Here is a 23,446-nt window from a genome sequence, read left to right as displayed (position 1 = left end):
AAAAATATTTTGGAAAAAGCAATAGAAAAGGCTACCGTTTTAAGAACGATAGCCTCTTCGGACAATTTATTAGTCAAAGCAGTAATGGATTTTTTGATAAGCAGAACGCATATCAATGACTTGTTTGCGAATATTCTCAACCGTATCCCGATCCTCAAGCACACTGACAATATAGTCTGCGATGATCTCCATCTCCGCTTCCTTCATGCCAAGGCGGGTAATTTCAATCGTACCTATGCGCAGGCCGCTTGGGAAATCCCAATCTTCAGGTTTATCGCTTGGAATCAGATTTTTGTTCGTAATGATATTCGCTTTTGCCAGTTTATGAGCGACATCAAGCCCGCCACCAAAATGCTTCACGTCTACAATAACTTGATGAGTTTCAGTAAAACCTTTATGAGCTCCGAGTACTGTAATGCCCCGTTCATGCAATGCCTTTGCCAGTGCCTTGGCATTTGCCACAATTTGCGCCATGTATTCCTTTCCAAACGCCAGGAATTCAGCTGCTGATGCAGCCAATGCTGCTACACGGTTCACTTGGTGAGTGGCAGCAAGTGCCGGGAAAATCGTATCGCAAATTGGCTTCGTTAGCTCAGGATCATTCCAGACAATAATTCCGCTCTGTGGTCCGCTGAATGTTTTTCCAGCAGAGCCTGTCATGACACAGGCACCCTCGTTTAATGGATCTTGAAATTGTCCGCCGCCGATAAGGCCGAGCTGATGGGCACCGTCGAAGAAGATTTTCCCGCCCCATTCGCTCACAATATCGGACATTTCCTTCAGCGGGAATGGGAACAGTGTCATGGAAGCACCGAGCGTTACGAGCTTAGGCTTTACCTCCCTCGCCACCTTGGCAAACTCATCGATATTTACAACGAGATCAACAGGATCCATTGGAACATCGTAAATGTTCAAGCCGCGAATTCCCGCAGGTCCATCATAACGATTACTGGAATGGCCGCCAAATGGCTGAGCAATTGTTAAAATATTATCCCCAGGCTTCGTCAACGCAGCATAAACCGTCATATTCCCGATCATACTTGCCACAAGGCGATGATCTGCATAATTACTGTTAAAAACCTTTTTCAGCAATTCCACACATAAAGATTCAATTTCATCTATATATTTCGTTCCGGAAAACCATCTTTGCGTTGGCCCAATATGACCCTCAGCCGCTCTTGTTCCCACCTCAGAAGCTAATAATTGTCTTACTGTTGGGCTTGTCGGCGCCTCAGGGGCCAATAAATTCAGACACTCCTGCCCTCTCCAAATGGCATTCCGGTCGACAGCATCAATAATTTCCTTCTGAATTAATCTCGCAGAAGAGCTTTTTTCAATAATATCCTTTGCCCAATCTAATACCTTTGAGTCGTGAACATCATAATTTCCAGCCGTTGTGGTAAGTGAAGTCATTGCCGTTTCCTCCTAAATTTATAATCTAGTTCAATCCCTTTACAAAAAGCACAACATTCTGACTGATTATCGTATGAGAACTCAGAGCTGCATTAGAAAACCCAAATCCAAAACCAATATATCGCATATTGTTTAAACAGTCAATGTTATTTTTCTGATTATTTTATTTTTTCAAATATTAATTTTCGACAAAATAAAAAAGAGTACAACAAATGTTATACTCAAAAAGTGTATGATTCTCTTTATTCCTCATCTCCGACTAATAGCCTTCCTAGGCTAAGCCAATTTTCTTCTAACAGTGAACTGGCTAGGCTTGGATTTTTGGTTCTGCAGGCGGAAATGATTTCATCGTGCTCCGCAATCGATTTCATCCCATCAAGAGAACTAAACTTCGAAAATTCCAGTCTCCGAACCTTCGACATCATTCTTTCTAATGCCAGACTTATTTCCTGATTCCCGGAAGCTAATAACAGAATCGCATGAAATTGGTCATCTGCTTCGACCGCATCTAAAACATTTTTATTTTCTAATGCCTTTTTTAACTGAGCATTGCTTTCTTCCATTAGCTGAATATCTTCTTCCGTAATAGACGGTACGGCCAGCCGTGCAGCTAACCCATGCAAGGCAGCAACAACGGTAAACGCGTTTTTCGCCTCCTCTAAATGAATTTCCGTAATCCGAGTTTGCGAGCCTGGCAATGATTCAACAAGACCTTCATCCTCCAGCCTTTTAAGTGCTTCCCTCACAGGCGTTCTGCTAACACCGAACTGTGTGGCTAAATCCTTATCCATAATCCGCTGGCCAGGCTCTAATTCCAATGTCACAATGGCTTTCTTCAATGACTCATATACTTGATCTCTTAAAGCAGGGCGCGCAATCGTTTTAATAATCTTCATAAAACCAATATATCAACCTTGTATTTGTCTGTCAATTTAAGCATGACAGGCAAAAGCAGCCTTATGAGTTTTTGCTTAGCTAGATTTGTATCTTACCGCCGTTACCTTTAACGGTTTTTCCCGGTTGGAAACATAGCTATGCAGAACTAGACCCGCAATGACTAAGAGAATGCCGATCCAAGAAACAAGCGAAGGAACGGGTGCTGATAAAATGAGCATCTCTCCCGCTACGGCAAATAAAACTTCAAATGACTGTGTTGCTTCTACAGCTCCCAGCTTCTGCATGTCCCCTTTTACCAAATCCGTTGCCTTGAAAAAGAGTACTGTTGCAATCACTCCAGAGAACAGTGCAACTAGAAGTGATTGAAAGGTTTGTCCTGTGCTCGGCAGCCCAACAGTAGCTACTCCATATATAGATAAAAGCAACCAAAACGGCAGACTTGCCAATGTCATCCCTAGCACCCGCTGATAAGCGTCTAACCGATTTCCGCAAACCTCCATCATTTTCCGGTTCCCTAATGGATAGGCAAATGAGGCAATAATGACCGGCACCACTCCTAGCATGAGCATTTTTCCAGAAATATTGCTTGCTTGCTCCAATTGCATAAACGCAACACCTAGAAGGATGATCAATGACATCGACAGACCAATAAGCGGAATTTTTCCTCTCACTTTAATCGGGCCGTTTCGTGTTTGCTTTGTTTCAAAAAATAATGGAGCAAGCAGTGAGCCCGAAATGATCGTCACTTGCCATGTTCCAGCAATCAGCCATCCTGGACCATAGGCTGCCGCAAAACTTATAGGGGCATAGAAAAGTCCAAATCCGATTAAGCTCCATAGAAGCCAGGCGCCCGGATTCTTTTTCATTTCAATTAAAAGCGGCTTTAAATTCCTTCTGCTTGCGACAATGAGCATTAGAAATGGCACCATAAATATATATCGTAACGAAGCACTCCAAATCCAGCTTCCCCCTGAAAGCTCCATTGACCGATTAAAAATAAATGTAAACGCAAAAAAGAAAGCCGCAAAAATCCCTATTATGATTGGCCGCATGATGTTCTCTCCCCAAAATTTGAAATATTATGTTAAATTCATATAACTAATATATCGCATTTTGGTTTTTAATCAACTGTTTTTATTAGATTGAGGGAGATTTTTTTGTACTAAACTCAATAGTTGAAGAAACTTGCGGACACTATGTCCACCAAGGCGGACAATCCACAACAAAAAAAACCCTGCTGCAGCAGCAAGGCATTTTACCTTCGATCCTCTTGAACTTTAATTTCAATATGATAGCGGGGCAGCGCATGTTCTAGTTTTTTTCGGAGCATAGACGCTTCCTTTGTTCTTTGGCTATCAGTCAGCATGCCTTTTTTATAAGCCGTGACCCACATATCATCGCCGTTGATCCATACGGGACCAGAACGGTAGCCATCTAAGGCATCGATGACCTGGCGTGCTTGATCAATTTCTGACTGCTGATTTACCCTATTCGTTCCTGTCGTATTAGGAAAATTAGGATTTTGTTCATCCATTGTCCAAGCCCTTGTATTATAGTCCTGGTCATCATTTCGGGTAGATACATTTCTAAACCCATCCTGATCCTCATTCGGCCCGTAAAGCTTTTCAACTCCACGATTAAAATTCGTACAGCCCGCTGATAATACAAGAAGCATAATAATAACAAACCATCTCTTCATCATTTACACCTCCATTTATAGCATGTCCACTATACCGGAGATTCCACCGCCCAATTTCAGCCAAAACGTTGCTCTTTTTTTAAAAAAATCCCCCTCTAAAAATGGACAAATCCAGGATATCCGCTAGATACGCCACTATATCCGCTGCTTTGGCAAAATACCCGCCAGTTCCATCATGTTATCCGCCATCTCCTTCTTCTCCAAAAAACAAAAAAACTGCCTGAATCTCTTCAGACAGAATTAAGTATGTTATAAAGCCTGTGTTGCCTGCTCTTCACCTGAAATTTTCGGTGACTTGGGCACTTCATGATGATGTCGGCACCGTGCTTCATACGTTTCAGAAGCACCAACTAAAATAACAGGATCATCATAGGAAGCGGGCTCCCCGTTAATTAATCTTTGCGTACGGCTGGCTGGTGAGCCGCAAACCGCACAGACGGCTTGAAGTTTGGTCACTAATTCGGCAATGGCCATAAGGGCTGGCATTTGGCCAAATGTCTCGCCGCGGAAATCCTGATCGAGGCCTGCTGCAATGACACGATGGCCGCTATTCGCTAGATGCTGAATCACCTTTACGATTTCCGAGTCAAAAAATTGAACCTCATCGATAGCAATAACATCGATATCAGAATGAATATGTTTGAAAATCTCTGTAGAATTTGAAATCGGTATAGCCGTAAAGGCTGTCCCATTATGGGAAACCACCGCTTCTTCACTATAGCGATTATCTATTTGCGGTTTAAACACCACAATTTGCTGTTTCGCAAATTGCACTCTGCGCACCCGGCGAATCAGTTCTTCGGATTTTCCAGAGAACATGCTCCCGCAAATCACCTCTACCCATCCATGTTGCTTCATGACATACATAGAAGGCCTCTCCTCCTTAAAAACAGTGCAAATTATGCTGTAAAATCGAAATAAAAAACAGGCAAGAAAGAAAACTTGCCTGTTTTGGTTTTGTTATTATTATTGCTTAATGCCGTATTTTTTGTTGAAACGGTCAACACGTCCGCCAGCTTCAGCGAATTTTTGACGACCTGTGTAGAATGGATGGCATTCAGAACAAGTTTCAACACGGATTTCCTTTTGAACAGAACCCGTTTCAAATTCATTACCACATGCACATTTAACGATTGCTTTATTGTAATTTGGATGAATTCCTGCTTTCATTCTTTTCATCTCCTTCCGCCCTGAATCATACTGAGACAGAGTTATATATTACGGGTCAAATGAAGCTGACCGTATAATCTAAAACACACTGGAATTATTATAACAAGGTCAACCCTATTTTGCAATATTTGATTGCGTATATAAAGAGAGAAAAATTATCCACTCTTCCCAACTACTTGCCCTGTTTTCCTACTAATGAGAACGCTTCGACTTCATTTCTTCTGCCAAGTTGGCAAAAAAGTCTTCATTTGATTTCGTTTGTCTTAGCTTGCGCAAGAACTTCTCAGCAAAGTCTGGTGAGTCTGACATGGATTTTCGAATCGCCCACAGCATGTCCAGCTGTTCCTTCTGGATAAGAAGCTCTTCTTTACGCGTTCCGGAACGGCGGATATCAATCGCTGGGAAGATTCTTCTTTCGGCAAGTGCACGGTCAAGATGAAGCTCCATATTACCAGTCCCTTTAAATTCCTCGTAAATGACATCGTCCATTCTCGAGCCTGTATCGACAAGAGCGGTTGCTAGAATCGTTAAGCTGCCGCCTTCCTCAATATTACGCGCTGCACCGAAGAAACGTTTTGGACGGTGGAAGGCTGCCGGGTCAATCCCCCCTGAAAGCGTTCTGCCGCTCGGCGGAATAACAAGGTTATAAGCCCTTGCCAATCTCGTAATACTATCCATCAAGATCACAACATCGCGCTTATGCTCGACTAGGCGCATCGCACGTTCAAGGACAAGCTCCGCCACCTTGATGTGATTTTCAGGAACCTCATCAAAGGTTGAGCTCACTACATCTCCCGCAACAGAGCGTTCAATATCGGTTACCTCTTCCGGGCGCTCATCAATTAAGAGGACGATCAGCTCCACTTCAGGATGGTTCGTTGTAATGCTATTGGCAATTTCTTTTAAAAGCATCGTTTTACCAGCCTTAGGCGGAGCGACAATTAGACCACGCTGTCCAAATCCAACTGGTGCCAGCACGTCCATAATTCTTGTAGAAAGATGCCTTTGCGTTGTTTCCAGCTTCATGTGGAGATCTGGATATAACGGTGTTAAGGCAGGAAAATGCACGCGCTCCTTCGCAGTCTCCGGGTCATCCCCATTAACAAGTTCAACTTGAAGCAAGCCAAAATACCGTTCATTCTCTTTCGGAGGACGAACTTTTCCGGAAACCTTATCCCCATTCCTTAAGTCAAAACGGCGGATTTGCGAAGCCGAAATATAAATATCCTCTGAGCTTGGAGAATAATTGATCGGCCTTAAAAATCCAAAGCCCTCCGATTGAATGATTTCCAGGACACCTTCCATAAAGAAGTATCCTTCCTTCTCTGCTCTCGCCTTTAAAATGGCAAAAATTAATTCTTTCTTTGTTAATTTGCTGTAATAAGAAACTTTATATTCGCGGGCAAGCTCATAAAGCTCCTTTAACTTCATATTTTCTAAACTGGATATATTTAATCCCATAATGACACCACTCTTTTATTTTTTCAAACTCTTCCCCTAAAAAATTGAAACTAAAAACCGAAGAAACAATAAAATAAAACGGGAAAAATATGATTGAGGTAAAACGAAAACTAGTATTATATATAATTAAACTTGAGGATAAATCAAAAAAGGAGCCCATCTAATCCTACAACTTTGAAAGGTTATTTTTTTGAGGTTAGCTTTATTGAAAAAAACTTAAAAGCACTCCCCATAGGGGCCTGTATTAACTATATTTTATTTACAATTAGGAAACAAGTCCATTTTGGCAGGAAATAAGAGGATACGGCCTGGCCATTTTATGACCAGACCTTTTTATATCTTTATCCTCTTCATTTTGGAAAGGTTACTTTCCATTAGAATGAACTAGCATTCTGAAGATATTATCGCAGATTATCGGGCTGTGAGCCCCCGTTGAGCCTGGGATCAACAGCCCGTAAAGACTCTCTTTATCCAATGACTAGGTTTGGTTTTTTCGTTAGACTATGACGTCCTTCAATGAAACGGACTGTTCCGGATTTTGCACGCATAACAACCGTATGAGTAGACCCGTACGTTCCTTTAAATTGTACTCCGCGAAGAAGCTCTCCATCTGTCACACCCGTTGCAGCAAAGATAGCGTCATCGCCTTTTACTAAATCCTCCATAAGAAGAATTTTGTTTACATCAAGGCCCATTTTCTTGCAGCGTTCGATTTCAGCATCGTTCTGCGGAACAAGCTTTCCTTGAATTTCTCCGCCTAGGCATTTAAGTGCTACAGCGGCTAACACGCCCTCTGGTGCACCGCCAAGTCCGAAAAGAATGTCGACTCCCGTATGATCAAATGCCGTGTTGATCGCACCTGCGACATCCCCGTCATTGATCAATTTAATTCTAGCCCCCGCTTCACGAAGCTGAGACACAATGTGACTATGACGATCACGATTTAAGACCGTTGCTACCACATCTTCAATGTCTTTATTTTTCGCTTTTGCTACAGCCTTCAAGTTATCGATGACCGAAGCATTAATATCAATTTGGCCTACAGCTTCAGGGCCAACCGCGATTTTGTCCATATACATATCAGGAGCGTGAAGCAAGTTGCCATGATCAGCAACAGCCAAAACAGCAAGTGCATTCCAGCCTCCAGATGCCACGATATTCGTGCCTTCAAGCGGATCTACTGCTACATCTACACGCGGTCCATAGCCAGTACCAAGCTTTTCTCCGATGTAAAGCATTGGCGCTTCATCCATTTCCCCTTCACCAATGACAACGGTTCCCTTCATTGGTACGGTATCAAACACATTTCTCATCGCTGTTGTGGCTGCATCATCTGCTTCATCCTTTTTCCCGCGTCCCATCCAGCGGGCCGATGCTAAGGCTGCCCCTTCTGTTACACGGACAAGCTCCATTGTTAAACTGCGTTCCATCCTTTTTCCCCCTCAAATCTTTGCTGTTCTACATTTATGAAATAAATTCGAAATGCCTATTGGAACCCGGGGGTCCATTAGGCAGATTCCATCAATAAGTTAAGCATTTTTCATTTGTTCCTGTTCTTCTTTTGTTAAATTTTCTCGCCAAATAGTTGCTCCGAGGCCATTTAACTTTTCTACAAGATGGCTGTAGCCGCGGTCAATATGCTCGACTCCGGTTACTTCCGTAATTCCGTCTGCCATCAGTCCAGCAATGACTAGTGCTGCGCCTGCTCGTAAATCACTGGCCTTTACTTTGGCGCCCTGAAGCTTGACAGGTCCGTGAATAATCGCTGAACGGCCTTCCACCTTAATATTCGCATTCATTCTTCTTAATTCATCAATATGTTTAAAACGGGCACTATAAATGGTGTCCGTCACCATACTTGTCCCATCTGCACTCGTTAATAAAGTCGTGAAAGGCTGCTGCAAATCTGTCGGGAAACCTGGATAAACAAGCGTTTTAATATCAACGGCTTTTCTTTTTCCAACCGGATGAATATAGACATGATCATCCCCTGTTTCAATCTGAGCACCCATTTCTCTTAATTTCGCAATCAGTGACTCAAGATGCTGAGGGATCACATTATCAATGGTCATTCCTTCACCAACGGCTGCACCAAGTAACATATACGTACCCGCTTCGATACGGTCCGGGATAATCGTGTGCTGGCAGCCATGTAGCTGGTCTACCCCATCAATTCGAATAACATCTGTTCCAGCACCCTTAATTTTTGCCCCCATATTCGTCAGCAAAGTGGCTACATCAATAATCTCCGGCTCTTTTGCCGCATTTTCAATGATCGTTCTTCCTTTAGCTCTAACAGCTGCCAGCATAATATTGATGGTCGCCCCAACACTGACAACATCGAGATAAATTCGAGCCCCTCGCAGTTCATCCGCCCGCAGGTAAATAGCTCCCTGCTCATTGGTTACAGTTGCACCAAGAGCCTCGAAGCCCTTAATATGCTGGTCAATCGGTCTCGGGCCAAGATGGCATCCACCTGGCAGACCAATCACTGCTTTTTTGAATCGGCCAAGCATGGCCCCCATTAAATAATAAGAGGCACGCAGTTTCTTTACTTTTCCATTCGGCAAAGGCATGGAAATCATCGAGGAGGGGTCAACTTTCATATCTCCGTCAATAAAGTTGACGGTCCCCCCAAGTTCTTCAAGCAGTCCTTTTAAAATTTGCACATCCGAAATATCTGGCAGCCCTTCAATTGTGACAGGCGAATCAGCTAGAATCGTAGCCGGAATCAATGCCACTGCACTATTTTTTGCTCCGCTAATTCGAACAGTTCCTTTTAAAGGGTAACCGCCTGCAATCATAAGCTTTTCCATTTTTTGCTCCCTTCTACGCCGTAAAGTATATGAAAAATCGCTGCGTGGGTAATGAAATGTCTGCATCCTTCTTGAACTATGTAGGAATTAATTTAGCTTGTCCTTTGCTTTAGAAATAGAACTGACAACAGGTCGCATCCTGTTCATTCCGACATGATTCCTTATCTTCTAGTTTACACGAAAAAGCCATTCCCATGTGTGGTTATGAAAATAAAGTTTCAATTGTTCAACGTCTGCTAGTGCTTGCTACTAACACTTTACCCCAAATCGGCCATTGGTAATACCCAAACTTTTGTAAAAAACGGACGTTCTTCCATTTAATTTTTAGCGGGCATTCCAGTCAGCAAGAAATGCTTCAATCCCTTTATCCGTTAGCGGGTGTTTAAATAATTGCATAATCACTTTATAAGGGATTGTTGAAATGTGAGCACCTCTTAAAGCGGCATCTGTTACGTGCTGAGGATGACGGATTGATGCTGCAATAATTTCCGTATGAATATCATGGATAGCAAATATTTCTGCAATGGTAGAAATTAAATCCAGCCCATTATGGCCAATATCGTCTAATCGGCCAAGGAAAGGAGAAACATATGTAGCTCCAGCTCTTGCTGCCAGCAATGCTTGGTTCGCACTGAAAATTAACGTAACATTTGTTTTGATTCCTTCTTTTGAAAAAACATGAACAGCCTTTAATCCATCAGGCGTCATCGGGACTTTAACTGTAATATTTGGCGCAATAGCCGCTAACTCGCGTCCTTCTTTAATCATGCCTTCCGCGTCTAGTGCGATCACCTCTGCACTTACTGAACCTGGAACAAGCTCTGTAATTTCTTTCAGTCGGTCATGGAAGGAAACATTCTTCTCCTTTGCTACCAATGAAGGGTTTGTCGTGACCCCATCTAGAATACCTAATGCATGTGCTTCTTTAATCTCATCCATATTCGCTGTATCGATGAAAAATTTCATAATAAAATCCTCCTCAAAAAAATAAATAGTATTCTTAAGCTTTCCTGCCCGAAAAACTTAACAAATGAATCAAAACCGCCTCTATTTTAAAGGCGGTTTCCTAAAAATTCTACACTGCTATTAAGCCTTCCCAGAAGAACCAAACTCGCGCATTTTTCCAATAACGGTTTCTTTAATAGCTTCTCTAGCTGGTCCCATGTATTTTCGTGGATCATACATTTCTGAATCGGCAGCTAATACCTCGCGAACACGCTTGGCAGAAGCAATTTGATTCTCTGTATTTACATTAATTTTGGCCGTTCCTAAAGAAACCGCTCTTTGAATATCTTTCGTTGGTATTCCCGTTCCGCCGTGCAGAACAAGTGGAACGCCTGTGAGCTGGCCGATTTCTTCCATTTCAGCAAATCCGAGATTTGGTTCCCCTTTGTAAGGACCATGCACAGATCCTAACGCAGGAGCTAGGCAGTCAATTTTCGTTCTTTTTACAAGCTCTTCACATTCTTTTGCATCTGCGTAAATAACACCATCTGCTACAACATCATCCTCTTGTCCGCCGACCGTCCCTAATTCAGCTTCCACTGAAACACCGCGGGCATGTGCATATTCTACAACCTTTGAAGTAGTTGCCACATTTTCTTCAAAAGGATCATGTGAAGCGTCAATCATAACTGAAGTAAAGCCAGCATCGATCGCCTCTTTACATTTATCAAAGCTTGAACCATGATCTAAATGAATCGCTACAGGTACCGAAATTTTATAATCCTCAAGCAAGCCTTCTACCATTTTTACAACGGTTTTGAAGCCGCCCATATAACGTGCTGCCCCTTCGGACACACCAAGAATAACAGGGGATTTTTCTTCCTCTGCTGCTTGAAGAATCGCTTGAGTAAACTCAAGATTATTTAAGTTAAATTGACCTACTGCATAGCCTTCCGCTTTTCCCTTGTTCAGCATGTCAGTCATTGATACTAAAGGCATATTTCTTCCTCCTTCATGATCATCGCTTCTAATTTACACAGGATAAGTCTTCCCTTGATACTTGCGTTTATGTATTCTCCTGCTTAAACGGAACCGATCCTATGGAATTCATTTGTATCATACCAAAACAGCTAAAGAAATGCTATTACCGGAATGAATTTTCATGAGAAAACGAAGCTCGATATGAAAAGCCTGTGAAGCGAAAGCGCGCATAAATGTTACAGATGAATCTGCCGCTGATCGCCCACAGGCTGGTTGTTAAAATGAATTGGCTATTGGCACATATTTCTTAACGGCTGCCCGAATATCATCAATATCAAAAGGCTTTGCGAAGTGCGTCAAGGCGCCTAAATCGCGTGCTTCCTGAATCATATCCAGCTCGCCGTATGCCGTCATAATGATGACACGAATTTCTTTATCAATTACTCTCATTCTCTTTAATATTTCAATCCCGTCCATGCCAGGGATTTTCATATCGAGAAGCACTAGATCAGGTGAATGCTTGGAGACAATGTCAAGTGCCTGAATTCCATTTGCAGCTTGGTATGTGTCATAGCCTTCCTTTTGTAGAACTTCATTCAGCAAAATGCGAATACCAAATTGATCATCAACGATTAATATTTTCCCCTTCAATCAACCCACCTCTTCCCTTCGTCTCAAAAATTCTGTCATTTTGATTGCTGTTTTATCTACCCAATTAGAATTCCCCCTTTCTTTAATTCTACTTGCTGACTCAGAATTCCTCCCTCTTCAAAAAATTTGCTTGCTGGAGTTAATTTTAAACTGTTGGTCGGACTGGGGTTCCGTTATTTAACAAAATAGGCTATATTACCAGCCTTATCGGACTTACGTTCCGCTATAAGATCTACAGAGGGTAAATTTCGTATGATTTCCGTCTGTTAACGGAACTGGTGTCCGCAAGTATTCAGAATCAAGGGGATTTTGAGTAAATAAAGGAATGGGAGTCCGGTTACTCTGCAAAACATGGATCCGATTTTACCTTTTTGTTTGCTTTTCATATAATTGATATACCGAAAATCTTTAATTGCGATAGGAGAGACATGATGCTAAAGATGTTTTCTACACAGCTTACCGGGCTGTTTAAAAGAATCCAGGAAAACGAGGAATTTTCGATGGAAGACAGTGCTAGACTGCTGGCCCAGGCGGCTGTCGGAAACGGGAATATTTATATTTTTGGGGCCAATGAGATGAATGCTATTGCTTATGAAGCAACCGAGGGGCAAGAGCCATTGAAAAATGCAGCCATCTGGCCAATCGACCGTCCATTGGATGATCTATCAGAGACAGACAGATTTCTCATTGTCGCGCGTCATTCTACAGATGAAGAAGCGGTGAAGATGGCGGAAATTCTTGCCGAGAAAATGATTCCATTTGTGGGCATCTCCACTGTTCAGGAAGGTCACGGACTAGCTGATTTGGCCGATGTACATATTGATTTAAGGCTTACAAAAGGTCTGCTGCCAGATGAAACAGGTAACAGATTTGGCTACCCTTCCTCCATGGCTGCCTTATTTTCATACTATGGGATCAAGTTTATATTAGAGGAAATTTTAGAGGAATATGAATAAAGGGCTTTAGGAATTAATCGTAAAAAAGAACCTTCTCCGTTTTGATGACTCATTATTTATTCATGGCCGCTGTTATCGCTACCTTTTAGGATAGATAGGGGCCATGAGCCTTTCATGGCTATCGTTTTCACATATGTTCCTTCATAACGAGCTCTATGAACTCTTCATAGTTATTGTTTTTACACCTAATCATTCAAAACTAGCTCCATAAACTATTCATAGTTACCGTTTTTACCCTTACTCCCGCTAAACACGCTCTATAAACTCTCCTTAGTTACCGTTTTTATCACTTCTACTACAAAACGAGCTCTATGAACTTTCTATAGTTACCGTTTTCACTCCTTCTCCTCCAAAACACGCTCCATGAACTCTCCTTAGTTACCGTTTCTACACCTCCCCCTCCAAAACGAGCTCCATGAACTCTCTATAGTTACCGTTTTCAACTCTTCCCCTGCAAAACACGCTCCATAAACTCTCCATAGTTATCGTTTCTACTCGTCCCCTTCCAAAACACGCTCCATGAACTCTCTATAGTTACCGTTTCCCCCCCTACTCCTGCAAAACACGAACCATGACCACTCCATAGCTAAAGTATTTCAGAAAATGCAAAAAAGGAAGCCTCCACACGAAGCACCAGTCCCCACACTAGGGGCCAGCTGCTCAGGAGTCTTCCTTTACTATTATCTGCTCTGATTTAATGCCGCGCCAACAAAGTCACGGAATAAGGGTTGTGGGCGATTCGGTCTTGAAATAAATTCAGGATGGAATTGGGATGCCACAAACCATGGATGGTCTTTAATCTCAATAATTTCGACTAGGCGTCCATCTGGGCTAGTGCCAGAGAAGACAAAGCCAGCATCTTCCATTTCTTGGCGGTAATGATTATTAAACTCATAGCGATGACGATGACGCTCATAGACAACCTCATCTTGATAAGCTTCATAGGCTTTCGTATTTTCGTTTAATTTACATGCTTGAATACCTAATCTTAACGTTCCGCCTAAATCCTCTACATCCTTCTGCTCTGGTAAAAGATCAATAATCGGGTGCTTCGTAGATGGATCAATTTCCGCAGAGTGCGCCCCATTCAGATTCAATACGTTTCGGGCATATTCGATGGATGCTAATTGCATGCCTAGGCAGATGCCGAGGAACGGCTTTTTATTTTCACGGGCATATTGAATCGCAAGGATTTTTCCTTCAACCCCGCGATCACCAAATCCGCCAGGAACAAGAATCCCATCCACTTCATTTAATAGCTCTGAAACATTTCCCTCATTCACTTCTTCAGCATTAATCCATTTAATATCAATATCAGAATCATGTGCATAGCCTGCATGTTTCAATGCTTCTACTACTGAAATGTAGGCGTCTTGAAGCTCAACATATTTTCCAACAAGCGCGATTTTAGTTGTCTTAGAAAGGTTTGTTACTTTTTCAACGAGCTGCTTCCATTCCGTCATATCAGCATCCCCGCAAACAAGTTTCAAATGATTGCAGGCAATGCTGTCAAGGTTTTGATCTTGAAGCGCAAGCGGAATAGAGTACAATGTGTCAGCATCTCTACATTCGATAACCGCTTCTTTATCAATATCACAGAATAAAGCAAGCTTGTCCTTCATTTCTTGAGAAATCGGCATTTCTGTACGGACTACGACCACATTTGGCTGAATCCCTAAGCTTCTTAATTCCTTTACACTATGCTGTGTCGGTTTTGTTTTCATTTCCCCAGCCGCTTTAATATAAGGAATTAACGTGCAATGGATGTACATCACATTGTCGCGGCCGATGTCACTTTTAATTTGGCGAATCGCCTCAAGGAATGGAAGGGACTCAATATCTCCTACCGTTCCGCCAATTTCGGTGATCACGACATCTGAATTGGTTTCATGTCCCGCACGGAAAACTCTTTCTTTAATTTCATTTGTAATATGGGGAATCACTTGAACGGTTCCGCCATTGTATTCACCGCGGCGTTCCTTCCTAAGTACAGTGGAATAAATTTTCCCTGTCGTCACACTGCTGTATTTAGTTAAATTCACATCAACAAAACGCTCATAGTGACCTAAGTCTAAGTCCGTTTCCGCGCCATCACCTGTTACGAACACTTCACCGTGCTGATAGGGGCTCATCGTCCCAGGATCCACATTAATATACGGATCAAATTTTTGAATCGTCACGCTCAATCCTCTGTTTTTCAGAAGGCGTCCAAGGGAAGCTGCGACAATCCCTTTCCCGAGCGACGACACTACGCCACCTGTTACAAAAATATACTTTGTCATTTTAATTCCCCCTCATTACAGTTTGTGCATATTCTTCTTTAATTAATGAATAAAAAAATTCAATCTTTCCAAAAAAATAAATAGCGCTCCACTTACTTTCAACAAGTAAGGGAGCGCTATACGCGTCTAATGATTCGTTCCTTTTTAAGGAGCCCAAAAAGTATTCTACAAGCCTATAAAAAAAAAGTCAAGATAGCAGGATCATTTTCGCCTCGGCGAAATTGCGCCCAGATTTTAACTTATAGGAATATAAGATTAATCTAAATCTTCCTCATCTGGATCAAGGTCTTCATCTTCTTCTATATCTTCATCCTCATCTCCAAGGTCATACTCTTCATCCTCGTCAATCAGGTCGTCGTCCTCTTCCAGCTCTTCGTCATCGAGCAAATCATCCTCTTCGATAACTTCCTCTTCCTCTTCTTCAAATTCGTCATCAATGTCATCGATATCATCATAATCAACATCTTCATCATCAAGATCATCGTAGTCAAGGTCTAGATCGTCTTCATCCTTCGCCTTCTTCGACTTCTTCTTCTTCGGCTTAATTTCCGTTACGACATCCTCTTCCTGCTGCTCAATTGGATACCAAACACGGAGTCCCCAACGATTGTCTCCTAAGCCTAAAAAACGCCCATCAATGTTTAAATCTGTATAAAATTGAGCAATTTTTGATTTCACCTGATCTTCTGTCAGATCCAGAAGGGAAGTCAATTCATCCATAATATCTTTAAACGCCATCGCGTCTTTTCTGCCTTTTAATAGTTCATAAGTGACTTCAATGAATGACATTTCTTTCAATTCTTCTTTTGTAAGTTCATATAAACTCAACATGAGCACGCCCCTTCACTATGTAACGCTTTATAGAAAGCGAAAAATAAACAGCTAATTCAACATTAGATTATTTAGCTTCCATACTAATTTGGGAACCATTTTGTTAAACCTTTAGGCACCCTCAAGAATACATATTCTCCATTATAAACAATATTTTGGTGTTTATGCTAGCTATATCTTTCGCCCGTTGTCTTTTTCGTTTTTAGCTGAGTTCTTCGTTTTTTGCGAGAGCTGGCTATAGGCGAGTGAAAAGAAAAAAATCGAAATTAAAAAGAAAGGAATCGCGCCTAGCTGCTTTTGGTAAAGGTAATAAAATCCGATACAAATTCCGATAATCGCTGCAAACAAAAAAATTCGCTTCATATTTCCACATCCTGCTAATCATATCCAAGAAGTATAAACCGTCAGCTCACTTTAAATATTAATTATTTTGATTATATAGAGTTTAGCAAAGTTTGTATATTATTCGTAAAACAAAATTTAAAAAAAGAAACCGGCACAAGTCCAGTTTCCTCCTATTTTTTACTAAAGACTACATATTCCTTCTATACTGTCCGCCCACTTCGTACAGAGCATGAGTAATTTGGCCAAGGCTTGCCACTTTCACTGTTTCCATCAATTCTGCAAAAATATTGCCGCCGGAAACAGCTGTTTCCTTCAAGCGTTTGATCGCTTCTTCTGTTTTGTCTTTGTTGCGCTCCTGGAAGCTACGCAGATTTTGAATTTGCGTTTCTTTTTCTTCTTGTGTGGCTCTTGCCAGTTCCATATTGTTCACTTCTTCTTCAGAAGGAGGGTTCGGATTTAAATACGTATTAACCCCGATAATCGGCAGCTCGCCTGTGTGCTTTTTCATTTCATAATGCATGGATTCATCTTGAATTTTTCCGCGTTGGTATTGCGTTTCCATGGCACCGAGAACGCCCCCGCGGTCATTGATGCGTTCGAATTCCTGAAGCACCAGCTCCTCCACAAGGTCTGTTAATTCATCAATAATAAAGGCACCTTGCAGCGGATTTTCGTTCTTCGTGAGGCCGTGCTCCTTCGTAATGATCATTTGAATCGCCATCGCACGGCGCACTGATTCCTCTGTCGGTGTTGTAATGGCCTCATCATAGGCATTCGTATGAAGGGAATTACAGTTATCATGCAGCGCCATTAATGCCTGCAAAGTCGTACGAATATCATTGAAATCAATTTCCTGCGCATGCAGCGAACGCCCTGACGTTTGAATATGATATTTCAGCTTTTGGCTGCGCTCATTCGCACCATATTTGTCTCTCATCACAGTCGCCCAAATCCTGCGTGCCACACGGCCAATCACCGTATATTCCGGATCAAGCCCATTTGAGAAGAAGAAAGAAAGATTCGGTGCAAAGTCGTTAATATCCATGCCCCTGCTCAAATAGTACTCCACATACGTAAAGCCGTTCGCCAATGTGAACGCTAATTGCGAAATCGGGTTCGCGCCAGCCTCCGCAATATGATAGCCTGAAATCGAAACCGAATAATAGTTACGCACCTTTTGGTCGATAAAATACTGCTGGATATCTCCCATCATTCGGAGGGCAAATTCAGTTGAGAAGATACAAGTATTTTGCCCTTGGTCTTCTTTTAAAATATCCGCTTGAACAGTTCCGCGAACGGTTTGAAGTGTGCGCGCTCTGACTTCTGTGAACTCTTCTGCAGTTAGAACCCGGCCAAGCTCGTTTTCTTTTGCCTCGATTTGCTGTTCAATGGCAGTATTCATAAACATCGCCAAGATAATCGGAGCAGGACCATTGATCGTCATCGAAACGGATGTTGATGGATGACAAAGATCAAAGCCTGCATATAGCTTTTTCATATCGTCCAATGTACAGATGCTGACTCCACTTTCCCCAACCTTTCCGTAAATATCAGGACGGTAATCCGGATCTTCTCCGTAAAGGGTAACTGAATCAAAGGCAGTGCTTAAGCGCTTGGCCGAATCATCCTTTGACAAATAATGAAAACGGCGGTTCGTTCTTTCCGGTGTTCCTTCACCGGCAAATTGTCTTTTTGGATCTTCCCCTTCACGCTTGAATGGGAATACGCCAGCTGTATAAGGGAATGAGCCTGGAACATTTTCTCTATAAACCCAGCGGATAATCTCGCCGTAATCCTTGTATTTAGGAAGTGCCACCTTTGGAATAGATAAACCAGAAAGGCTCTTCGTTTTTAACACAGTAATAATTTCTTTGTCACGGATTCTTGTGACAAACTGATCCCCTGCATATTTTTCCTTCAGAGAGTCCCAGCCTTCAAGGATTGTCTTCGTTTCAGCAGTCAGCTTAGACTCCACGCTAGACTTGATCGCCTCTAATGAAGCAACCACTTCCTCATTTGCCTCCTGCTCCTTAACAGCCAGAATCGCACCTTCAAGCTGAAAAAGCTTGCGGGCAAGATTCGCCTGCTCCTCTGCCTTCTTGTGATAGCCGCGCACCGTCTCCGAAATCTCTCGTAAATAATAACGCTGCTCATTCGGAATAATGACATTTTGTTTTTCAACTAGGGCCGTTTTGGAAAAACTCGTTTTCCAGTCTGTTCCGGCCTTTTCTTTTAATTCTTCAATGATTGCGGCAAAAACTGCATTCGTTCCCGGGTCATTGAACTGGCTCGCAATCGTGCCGTAAACAGGCATCTCATCTATGTCTTTTTCAAACAGCATTCGGCTTCTTTGGTATTGCTTCTGCACCTGGCGCTTCGCATCCTCAGAACCCTTGCGTTCAAACTTATTGATCACAATTAAATCCGCATAATCAATCATATCGATTTTTTCAAGCTGGGAAGGCGCACCGAATTCACTCGTCATGACGTACATTGAAACGTCACAAATTTCAGTAATTTCTGCATCCCCTTGCCCAATTCCGCTTGTTTCCACAACGATTAGATCAAAGCCGGCTGCTTTGACAACCGAAATCGCGTCCTTTATCGCAAGCGAGAGTTCGCTTTTCGAATTTCTCGTCGCTAAGCTTCTCATATAAACACGCGGGTTAAATATCGCATTCATGCGGATACGGTCCCCAAGAAGAGCCCCGCCCGTTTTCTGCTTTGTCGGATCGACTGATAAAATAGCAACCTTCTTTTCAGGAATTTCATTGATAAAACGGCGAATTAATTCATCGGTTAATGAGCTTTTTCCGGCTCCGCCTGTTCCTGTAATTCCTAGAACTGGGACAGACTTTTCCAATGATTTCACTTTTTCCATCACAGAATCAAGTGCGGCTGCCGTTTCTTTTTCAACACTGACATGGTGCTCGGCTAAAGTAATCAGCTTAGCAATGGCATTCGTGTTCCCTTCCTGAAGCTTTTCAATCTGTTCTGTAGCTTCTGGCGTAAAGGTTGGGAAATCACATTCTTCAATCATGAGGTTGATCATGCCTTGAAGCCCATGCTGACGGCCATCCTCAGGTGAAAAGATTCTTGCAATTCCGTAGTCATGCAGCTCTTTAATCTCCTTTGGAATAATGACTCCGCCGCCGCCTCCATAAATGCGGATATGGGAAGCCCCTCTTTCCTTTAAAAGGTCATACATATATTTAAAGTATTCCACATGCCCTCCCTGATAGGAAGAAATCGCAATACCTTGAACATCCTCTTGAATTGCCGCATTTACCACTTCTTCTACGGAACGGTTATGGCCTAGATGAATGACCTCCGCTCCGCTTGCCTGAATGATTCTTCTCATAATATTAATGGAAGCATCATGACCGTCAAATAGACTAGAAGCCGTAACAAAACGAATATGATTCTTTGGCTTATACACTACTGGATTACTCATTTTTCTCCCCCTGTTCGTATTAACGCAGGTTCCGTCAAAGACTTACATTTTTGAAACTAGCGAGTTATCTTGCTTCGGCACTTCCACTTGGTTAATCCCTTGAAAAAGCAATTCCGTTTGAAGCTGGATATACTCGTCTAGCGTGTACATCTTTTTCAATGACCAGCGGCGGAATGCCCACATTTGCCCCTGCACAAAAATATTATGGGCAATCATTTTGATCTGGTCTTCGGTTAGATCTATTTCTTTATTTTCCACGCATCTCGTTACGATTTGCTCAAACATTCCAACCATTTCGATTTCCTTCTTCAGCACGTATGGAAGGGCATCCTTTGATAAGGATTTCACTTCCTGATACATGACAAGGACCTCATCCTGCAGCTCATCTACCACGCGAAAATAATCAGCAATTCCGCGCTTTAGGCTTTCAAGCGTGCCTTGGTCAGTGTTGAGATCCTTTTGCAAGCGGTCGCTAACCTGGTCATAGATGCTGTCACAAACGAGATATAAAACATCCTCTTTTGTGCGGATATATTCATATAATGTTCCGATGCTAAAACCTGCAGCTCTTGCAATTTCTCTTGTCGTTGTGCGATGAAATCCCTTTTGAATAAATAGGGTTACAGCCCCTTTGATCATCTGGTCCCGTCTTTTTTTAACAAGGCGTTCATCTTTGACAGACGCCTGTACTTCGCGTTTTTTCATTTTACCTACCGTCCTTCTATAAGAATGGCTCAACTCTGCTAAAGCCTTTTTTTAATAGAATAAATGATAGGAGCCTATTTTGTCAGCATACGAGAAATAACGAGGCGCTGAATTTCCTGTGTGCCTTCGTAAATCTGGGTGATTTTCGCATCGCGCATAAAGCGTTCAACCGGATAATCCTTTGTATAGCCATAGCCGCCAAATATTTGGACAGCGTCTGTCGTCACCTTCATCGCTGTGTCTCCAGCTAATAATTTGGACATGGCGGATTCTTTTCCGTATGGAAGTCCTTCAGATTCAAGCCATGCTGCCTGATAGGTTAATAATCTAGAAGCTTCAATGCTTGTGGCCATGTCCGCTAATTTAAAGCCAATTCCTTGTTGAGCAGCGATTGGTTTGCCGAATTGAACGCGCTCCTTTGCATATTCAACGGAGGCATCTAATGCACCTTGCGCGATTCCCACTGCTTGAGCGGCGATTCCGTTTCGGCCGCCATCAAGGGTCATCATCGCAATTTTAAAGCCTTCTCCCACATTTCCTAGAACATTTTCTACTGGAACCTTACAATTATCAAAAATAATTTCCGTTGTTGGTGATGAACGTATGCCGAGTTTTTTCTCTTTTTTGCCGACCGAGAAGCCTTCAAAGTCAGCCTCCACAATGAATGCGGTCGTTCCTCGATGTTTTTCCGCTGGGTCAGTTAAAGCAAAAACAACATAAATATCAGCAATTCCGCCGTTTGTGATGAAGATTTTTGAACCATTTAAGACGTAGTGGTCCCCTTCAAGACGAGCTGTCGTTCTCATTCCGCCGGCATCAGAACCGCTGCCAGGCTCTGTTAGGCCATAACCGCCAATTTTCGTTCCTTCTGCCATAGGACGTAAATATTTTTGCTTTTGCTCTTCACTGCCGAATTTGAAAATCGGCCAGCCTGCTAAAGATGTATGAGCGGAAAGCGTTACACCTGTTGAGGCACACACTCTTGACAGCTCCTCAACAGCAATACAGTAGGCCAGGTAGTCGCTGCCAATGCCGCCATATTCCTCTGGCCACGGAATTCCCGTCAGCCCAAGCTCCGCCATTTTGTCAAAAATTTCACGGTCAAAGCGCTCTTCCTCATCACGCTCAGCAGCCGTTGGGGCCACTTCATTCTTTGCAAAATCGCGTACCATTTTTCTAATCATTTCATGCTCTTCTGATAATTGAAAGTTCATGTCCCTGTCCCCCATTTAATTTAGCGTAATTGATATGATCGTTGAGCTTCTTTGAAAATTAACACTTATGAAGCGTCATGGTTAGCTTTATTGGTGGATGCCTCTCAAAACACGCACTATAAAGCGATCATGACAAGAGTTTTGTATAAGTTCCTTTCAAAACACGCACTATGAAGCGGTCATGACGAGCGTTTTGGATGAGACCCTTTTAAAACACTCACTATGAAGCGGCCTTGACGAGCGTTTTGGATGAGTTCCTTTCAAAACACTCACTATGAACCGGTCATGACGAGCGTTTTGGATGAGTTCCTTTCAAAACACTCACTATGAAGCGGTCATGACGAGCGTTTTGGATAAGTCCTTTTCAAAACACTCACTATGAAGCAGTCATGACGAGCGTTTTGGATGAGTTCCTTTCAAAACACTCACTATGAATTATGTGTTTTAAGTGAGTTCGCTACTAAAGATGTTTACTGATAACCAATCTCTGAATTTCACTCGTTCCCTCGTAGATTTCGGTAATTTTCGCGTCACGGAAGTATCGTTCAACTGGATAATCCTCTGTATAGCCATAGCCGCCAAATACTTGGATGGCCTCTGTTGTTACATCGACAGCGGTTTTGGAAGCAAACAGCTTGGCCATGGAGGCTTCCATTCCACATTTGATTCCTCTTTCGCGAAGGTCAGCTGCACGATAGATTAAGAGCTTCGATGCTTCAACAGCTGTGGCCATATCAGCCAGCTTGAATCCGATCCCCTGCTGGGCCGCAATCGGTTTTCCGAATTGGACACGCTCTTTCGCGTATTCCGCCGCTGCTTCAAGAGCTGCTTCCGCAATTCCAAGCGCCTGCGCGGCAATACCGATTCGTCCGACCTCCAGGTTAGCCAAGGCAATCTTAAATCCATGTCCTTCTTCGCCAAGAAGATTCTCAAGAGGAACCCTCATATCCTCAAAGCTTAGCTGAAGTGTTCTGGAGCCGTGCAAGCCCATCTTTTTCTCGTCTTTTCCGATTACAAGACCCGGCGTATCCTTCTCAACGATAAAAGCGGAAATGCCTCTGCTTCCAAGCTCAGGATTGGTCAAGGCAAATACGATATATACATCCGCTTCCCCGCCGTTTGTGATAAATACCTTGGAGCCGTTGATCACATAATGGTCACCTTTTTTAACAGCCTTTGACTTCAGGCTTCCCGCGTCAGATCCGGCACTCGGCTCTGTTAGGCAGAAGGCGCCAAGATATTCGCCTGAGGCAAGCTTTGGAATATACTTTTGCTTTTGTTCCTCTGTACCGAAATAAAGGATTGGGTTGGTCCCTACAGAGGTATGGACGGATAGGATGACGCCAATTGTTGCACTCACCTTAGAAAGCTCATTGATGGCAATGATGTAGGAGGTAAAATCCATTTCCGCACCGCCATACTTTTCCGGTATAGGAATTCCCATTAGGCCTAGCTCCCCCATTTTTCGTAAAATCTCACGAGGAAACTCTCCTTGCTCCATTTTTTCAATAAAAGGTGCTATTTCGGATTGGGCAAAGTCTCGCACCATTTTTCTCATCATTTCCTGCTCTTCTGTAAATCTCAGGTTCATTTGCAGCCCTCCGTACTCCTGTCGGATGATTTTTT

General features: G+C 42.7%; 20 protein-coding genes. 1 reads left to right on the top strand and 19 read right to left on the bottom strand.

Features of this window, described 5'->3' with window-relative positions; all coding sequences use genetic code 11:
* Positions 1-69: 69 nt before the first annotated feature.
* The 12 genes from glyA to AR328_RS14740 all read right to left on the bottom strand — a co-directional run bounded on the left by glyA (position 70) and on the right by AR328_RS14740 (position 12,033).
* Entirely contained in the window at positions 70-1,413 is a 1,344-nt protein-coding gene (glyA, locus tag AR328_RS14795; protein ID WP_066296724.1) for a serine hydroxymethyltransferase, read from the bottom strand.
* 242 nt (positions 1,414-1,655) lie between these two features.
* On the bottom strand, positions 1,656-2,309 hold the full coding sequence (locus AR328_RS14790; RefSeq protein WP_066296717.1) for a GntR family transcriptional regulator: 654 nt from the start codon (positions 2,307-2,309) through the stop codon (positions 1,656-1,658).
* A 75-nt stretch (positions 2,310-2,384) separates the two neighbouring features.
* Positions 2,385-3,362 carry a DMT family transporter gene (locus AR328_RS14785; RefSeq protein ID WP_066296712.1) on the bottom strand — a complete coding sequence of 326 codons (978 nt, stop codon included), beginning with the start codon at positions 3,360-3,362 and terminating at the stop codon, positions 2,385-2,387.
* Positions 3,363-3,565: 203 nt separating this feature from the next.
* Positions 3,566-4,009: a hypothetical protein gene (locus AR328_RS14780; protein WP_066296710.1), complete on the bottom strand. Its 444-nt coding sequence runs from the start codon at positions 4,007-4,009 to the stop codon at positions 3,566-3,568.
* A gap of 249 nt (positions 4,010-4,258) precedes the next feature.
* Complete coding sequence (locus AR328_RS14775) at positions 4,259-4,876, bottom strand: thymidine kinase (RefSeq protein WP_066296706.1); 618 nt, start codon at positions 4,874-4,876, stop codon at positions 4,259-4,261.
* A gap of 99 nt (positions 4,877-4,975) precedes the next feature.
* The gene (gene rpmE, locus AR328_RS14770) at positions 4,976-5,179 is read right to left on the bottom strand and encodes a 50S ribosomal protein L31 (protein ID WP_066296699.1); all 204 of its coding nucleotides are present in this window, start codon (positions 5,177-5,179) and stop codon (positions 4,976-4,978) included.
* Positions 5,180-5,371: 192 nt separating this feature from the next.
* Complete coding sequence (gene rho / locus AR328_RS14765; protein WP_066296694.1) at positions 5,372-6,640, bottom strand: transcription termination factor Rho; 1,269 nt, start codon at positions 6,638-6,640, stop codon at positions 5,372-5,374.
* A 467-nt stretch (positions 6,641-7,107) separates the two neighbouring features.
* Complete coding sequence (gene glpX, locus AR328_RS14760) at positions 7,108-8,070, bottom strand: class II fructose-bisphosphatase (RefSeq protein WP_066296687.1); 963 nt, start codon at positions 8,068-8,070, stop codon at positions 7,108-7,110.
* A gap of 99 nt (positions 8,071-8,169) precedes the next feature.
* Positions 8,170-9,456, bottom strand: a complete 1,287-nt coding sequence (locus tag AR328_RS14755) for a UDP-N-acetylglucosamine 1-carboxyvinyltransferase (protein ID WP_066296686.1) — start codon at positions 9,454-9,456, stop codon at positions 8,170-8,172.
* Between the two features lie 324 nt (positions 9,457-9,780).
* The gene (gene fsa, locus AR328_RS14750) at positions 9,781-10,422 is read right to left on the bottom strand and encodes a fructose-6-phosphate aldolase (protein WP_066296678.1); all 642 of its coding nucleotides are present in this window, start codon (positions 10,420-10,422) and stop codon (positions 9,781-9,783) included.
* 120 nt (positions 10,423-10,542) lie between these two features.
* Positions 10,543-11,400, bottom strand: a complete 858-nt coding sequence (locus AR328_RS14745; RefSeq protein WP_066296675.1) for a class II fructose-bisphosphate aldolase — start codon at positions 11,398-11,400, stop codon at positions 10,543-10,545.
* 258 nt (positions 11,401-11,658) lie between these two features.
* Positions 11,659-12,033 (bottom strand): response regulator, encoded by a 375-nt coding sequence (locus AR328_RS14740; protein ID WP_066296672.1) that lies wholly within the window; start codon positions 12,031-12,033, stop codon positions 11,659-11,661.
* Between the two features lie 431 nt (positions 12,034-12,464).
* On the opposite strand from AR328_RS14740, the gene AR328_RS14735 reads away from it, so the two are divergent.
* Positions 12,465-12,989 carry a DUF2529 domain-containing protein gene (locus AR328_RS14735; protein ID WP_066296670.1) on the top strand — a complete coding sequence of 175 codons (525 nt, stop codon included), beginning with the start codon at positions 12,465-12,467 and terminating at the stop codon, positions 12,987-12,989.
* A gap of 680 nt (positions 12,990-13,669) precedes the next feature.
* On the opposite strand, the gene AR328_RS14730 is transcribed toward AR328_RS14735, so the two are convergent.
* From AR328_RS14730 to AR328_RS14700, 7 genes are all read right to left on the bottom strand, one after another.
* Positions 13,670-15,271, bottom strand: a complete 1,602-nt coding sequence (locus AR328_RS14730; RefSeq protein WP_066296668.1) for a CTP synthase — start codon at positions 15,269-15,271, stop codon at positions 13,670-13,672.
* Between the two features lie 255 nt (positions 15,272-15,526).
* A complete protein-coding gene (gene rpoE, locus AR328_RS14725; protein ID WP_066297340.1) occupies positions 15,527-16,099 on the bottom strand; it encodes a DNA-directed RNA polymerase subunit delta in 573 nt (190 codons plus the stop codon).
* A gap of 174 nt (positions 16,100-16,273) precedes the next feature.
* Positions 16,274-16,465, bottom strand: a complete 192-nt coding sequence (locus AR328_RS14720; protein WP_066296662.1) for a hypothetical protein — start codon at positions 16,463-16,465, stop codon at positions 16,274-16,276.
* A gap of 169 nt (positions 16,466-16,634) precedes the next feature.
* On the bottom strand, positions 16,635-19,901 hold the full coding sequence (gene icmF / locus AR328_RS14715) for a fused isobutyryl-CoA mutase/GTPase IcmF (protein WP_066296660.1): 3,267 nt from the start codon (positions 19,899-19,901) through the stop codon (positions 16,635-16,637).
* A 42-nt stretch (positions 19,902-19,943) separates the two neighbouring features.
* Positions 19,944-20,606: a TetR/AcrR family transcriptional regulator gene (locus AR328_RS14710; RefSeq protein WP_066296657.1), complete on the bottom strand. Its 663-nt coding sequence runs from the start codon at positions 20,604-20,606 to the stop codon at positions 19,944-19,946.
* A 74-nt stretch (positions 20,607-20,680) separates the two neighbouring features.
* Entirely contained in the window at positions 20,681-21,820 is a 1,140-nt protein-coding gene (locus AR328_RS14705) for an acyl-CoA dehydrogenase (RefSeq protein WP_066296654.1), read from the bottom strand.
* Positions 21,821-22,280: 460 nt separating this feature from the next.
* Positions 22,281-23,411, bottom strand: coding sequence for an acyl-CoA dehydrogenase (locus tag AR328_RS14700; RefSeq protein ID WP_066296650.1), 1,131 nt, complete (start codon positions 23,409-23,411; stop codon positions 22,281-22,283).
* Positions 23,412-23,446 lie beyond the last annotated feature (35 nt).

The sequence above is a fragment of the Bacillus sp. FJAT-29937 genome (assembly GCF_001509555.1).
In the GTDB taxonomy this organism is placed as follows: Bacteria; Bacillota; Bacilli; order Bacillales; family Cytobacillaceae; genus Cytobacillus.
The sequence above is the reverse complement of the archived record's forward strand: the minus strand, read 5'-3'. Positions and strand labels throughout refer to the sequence as shown.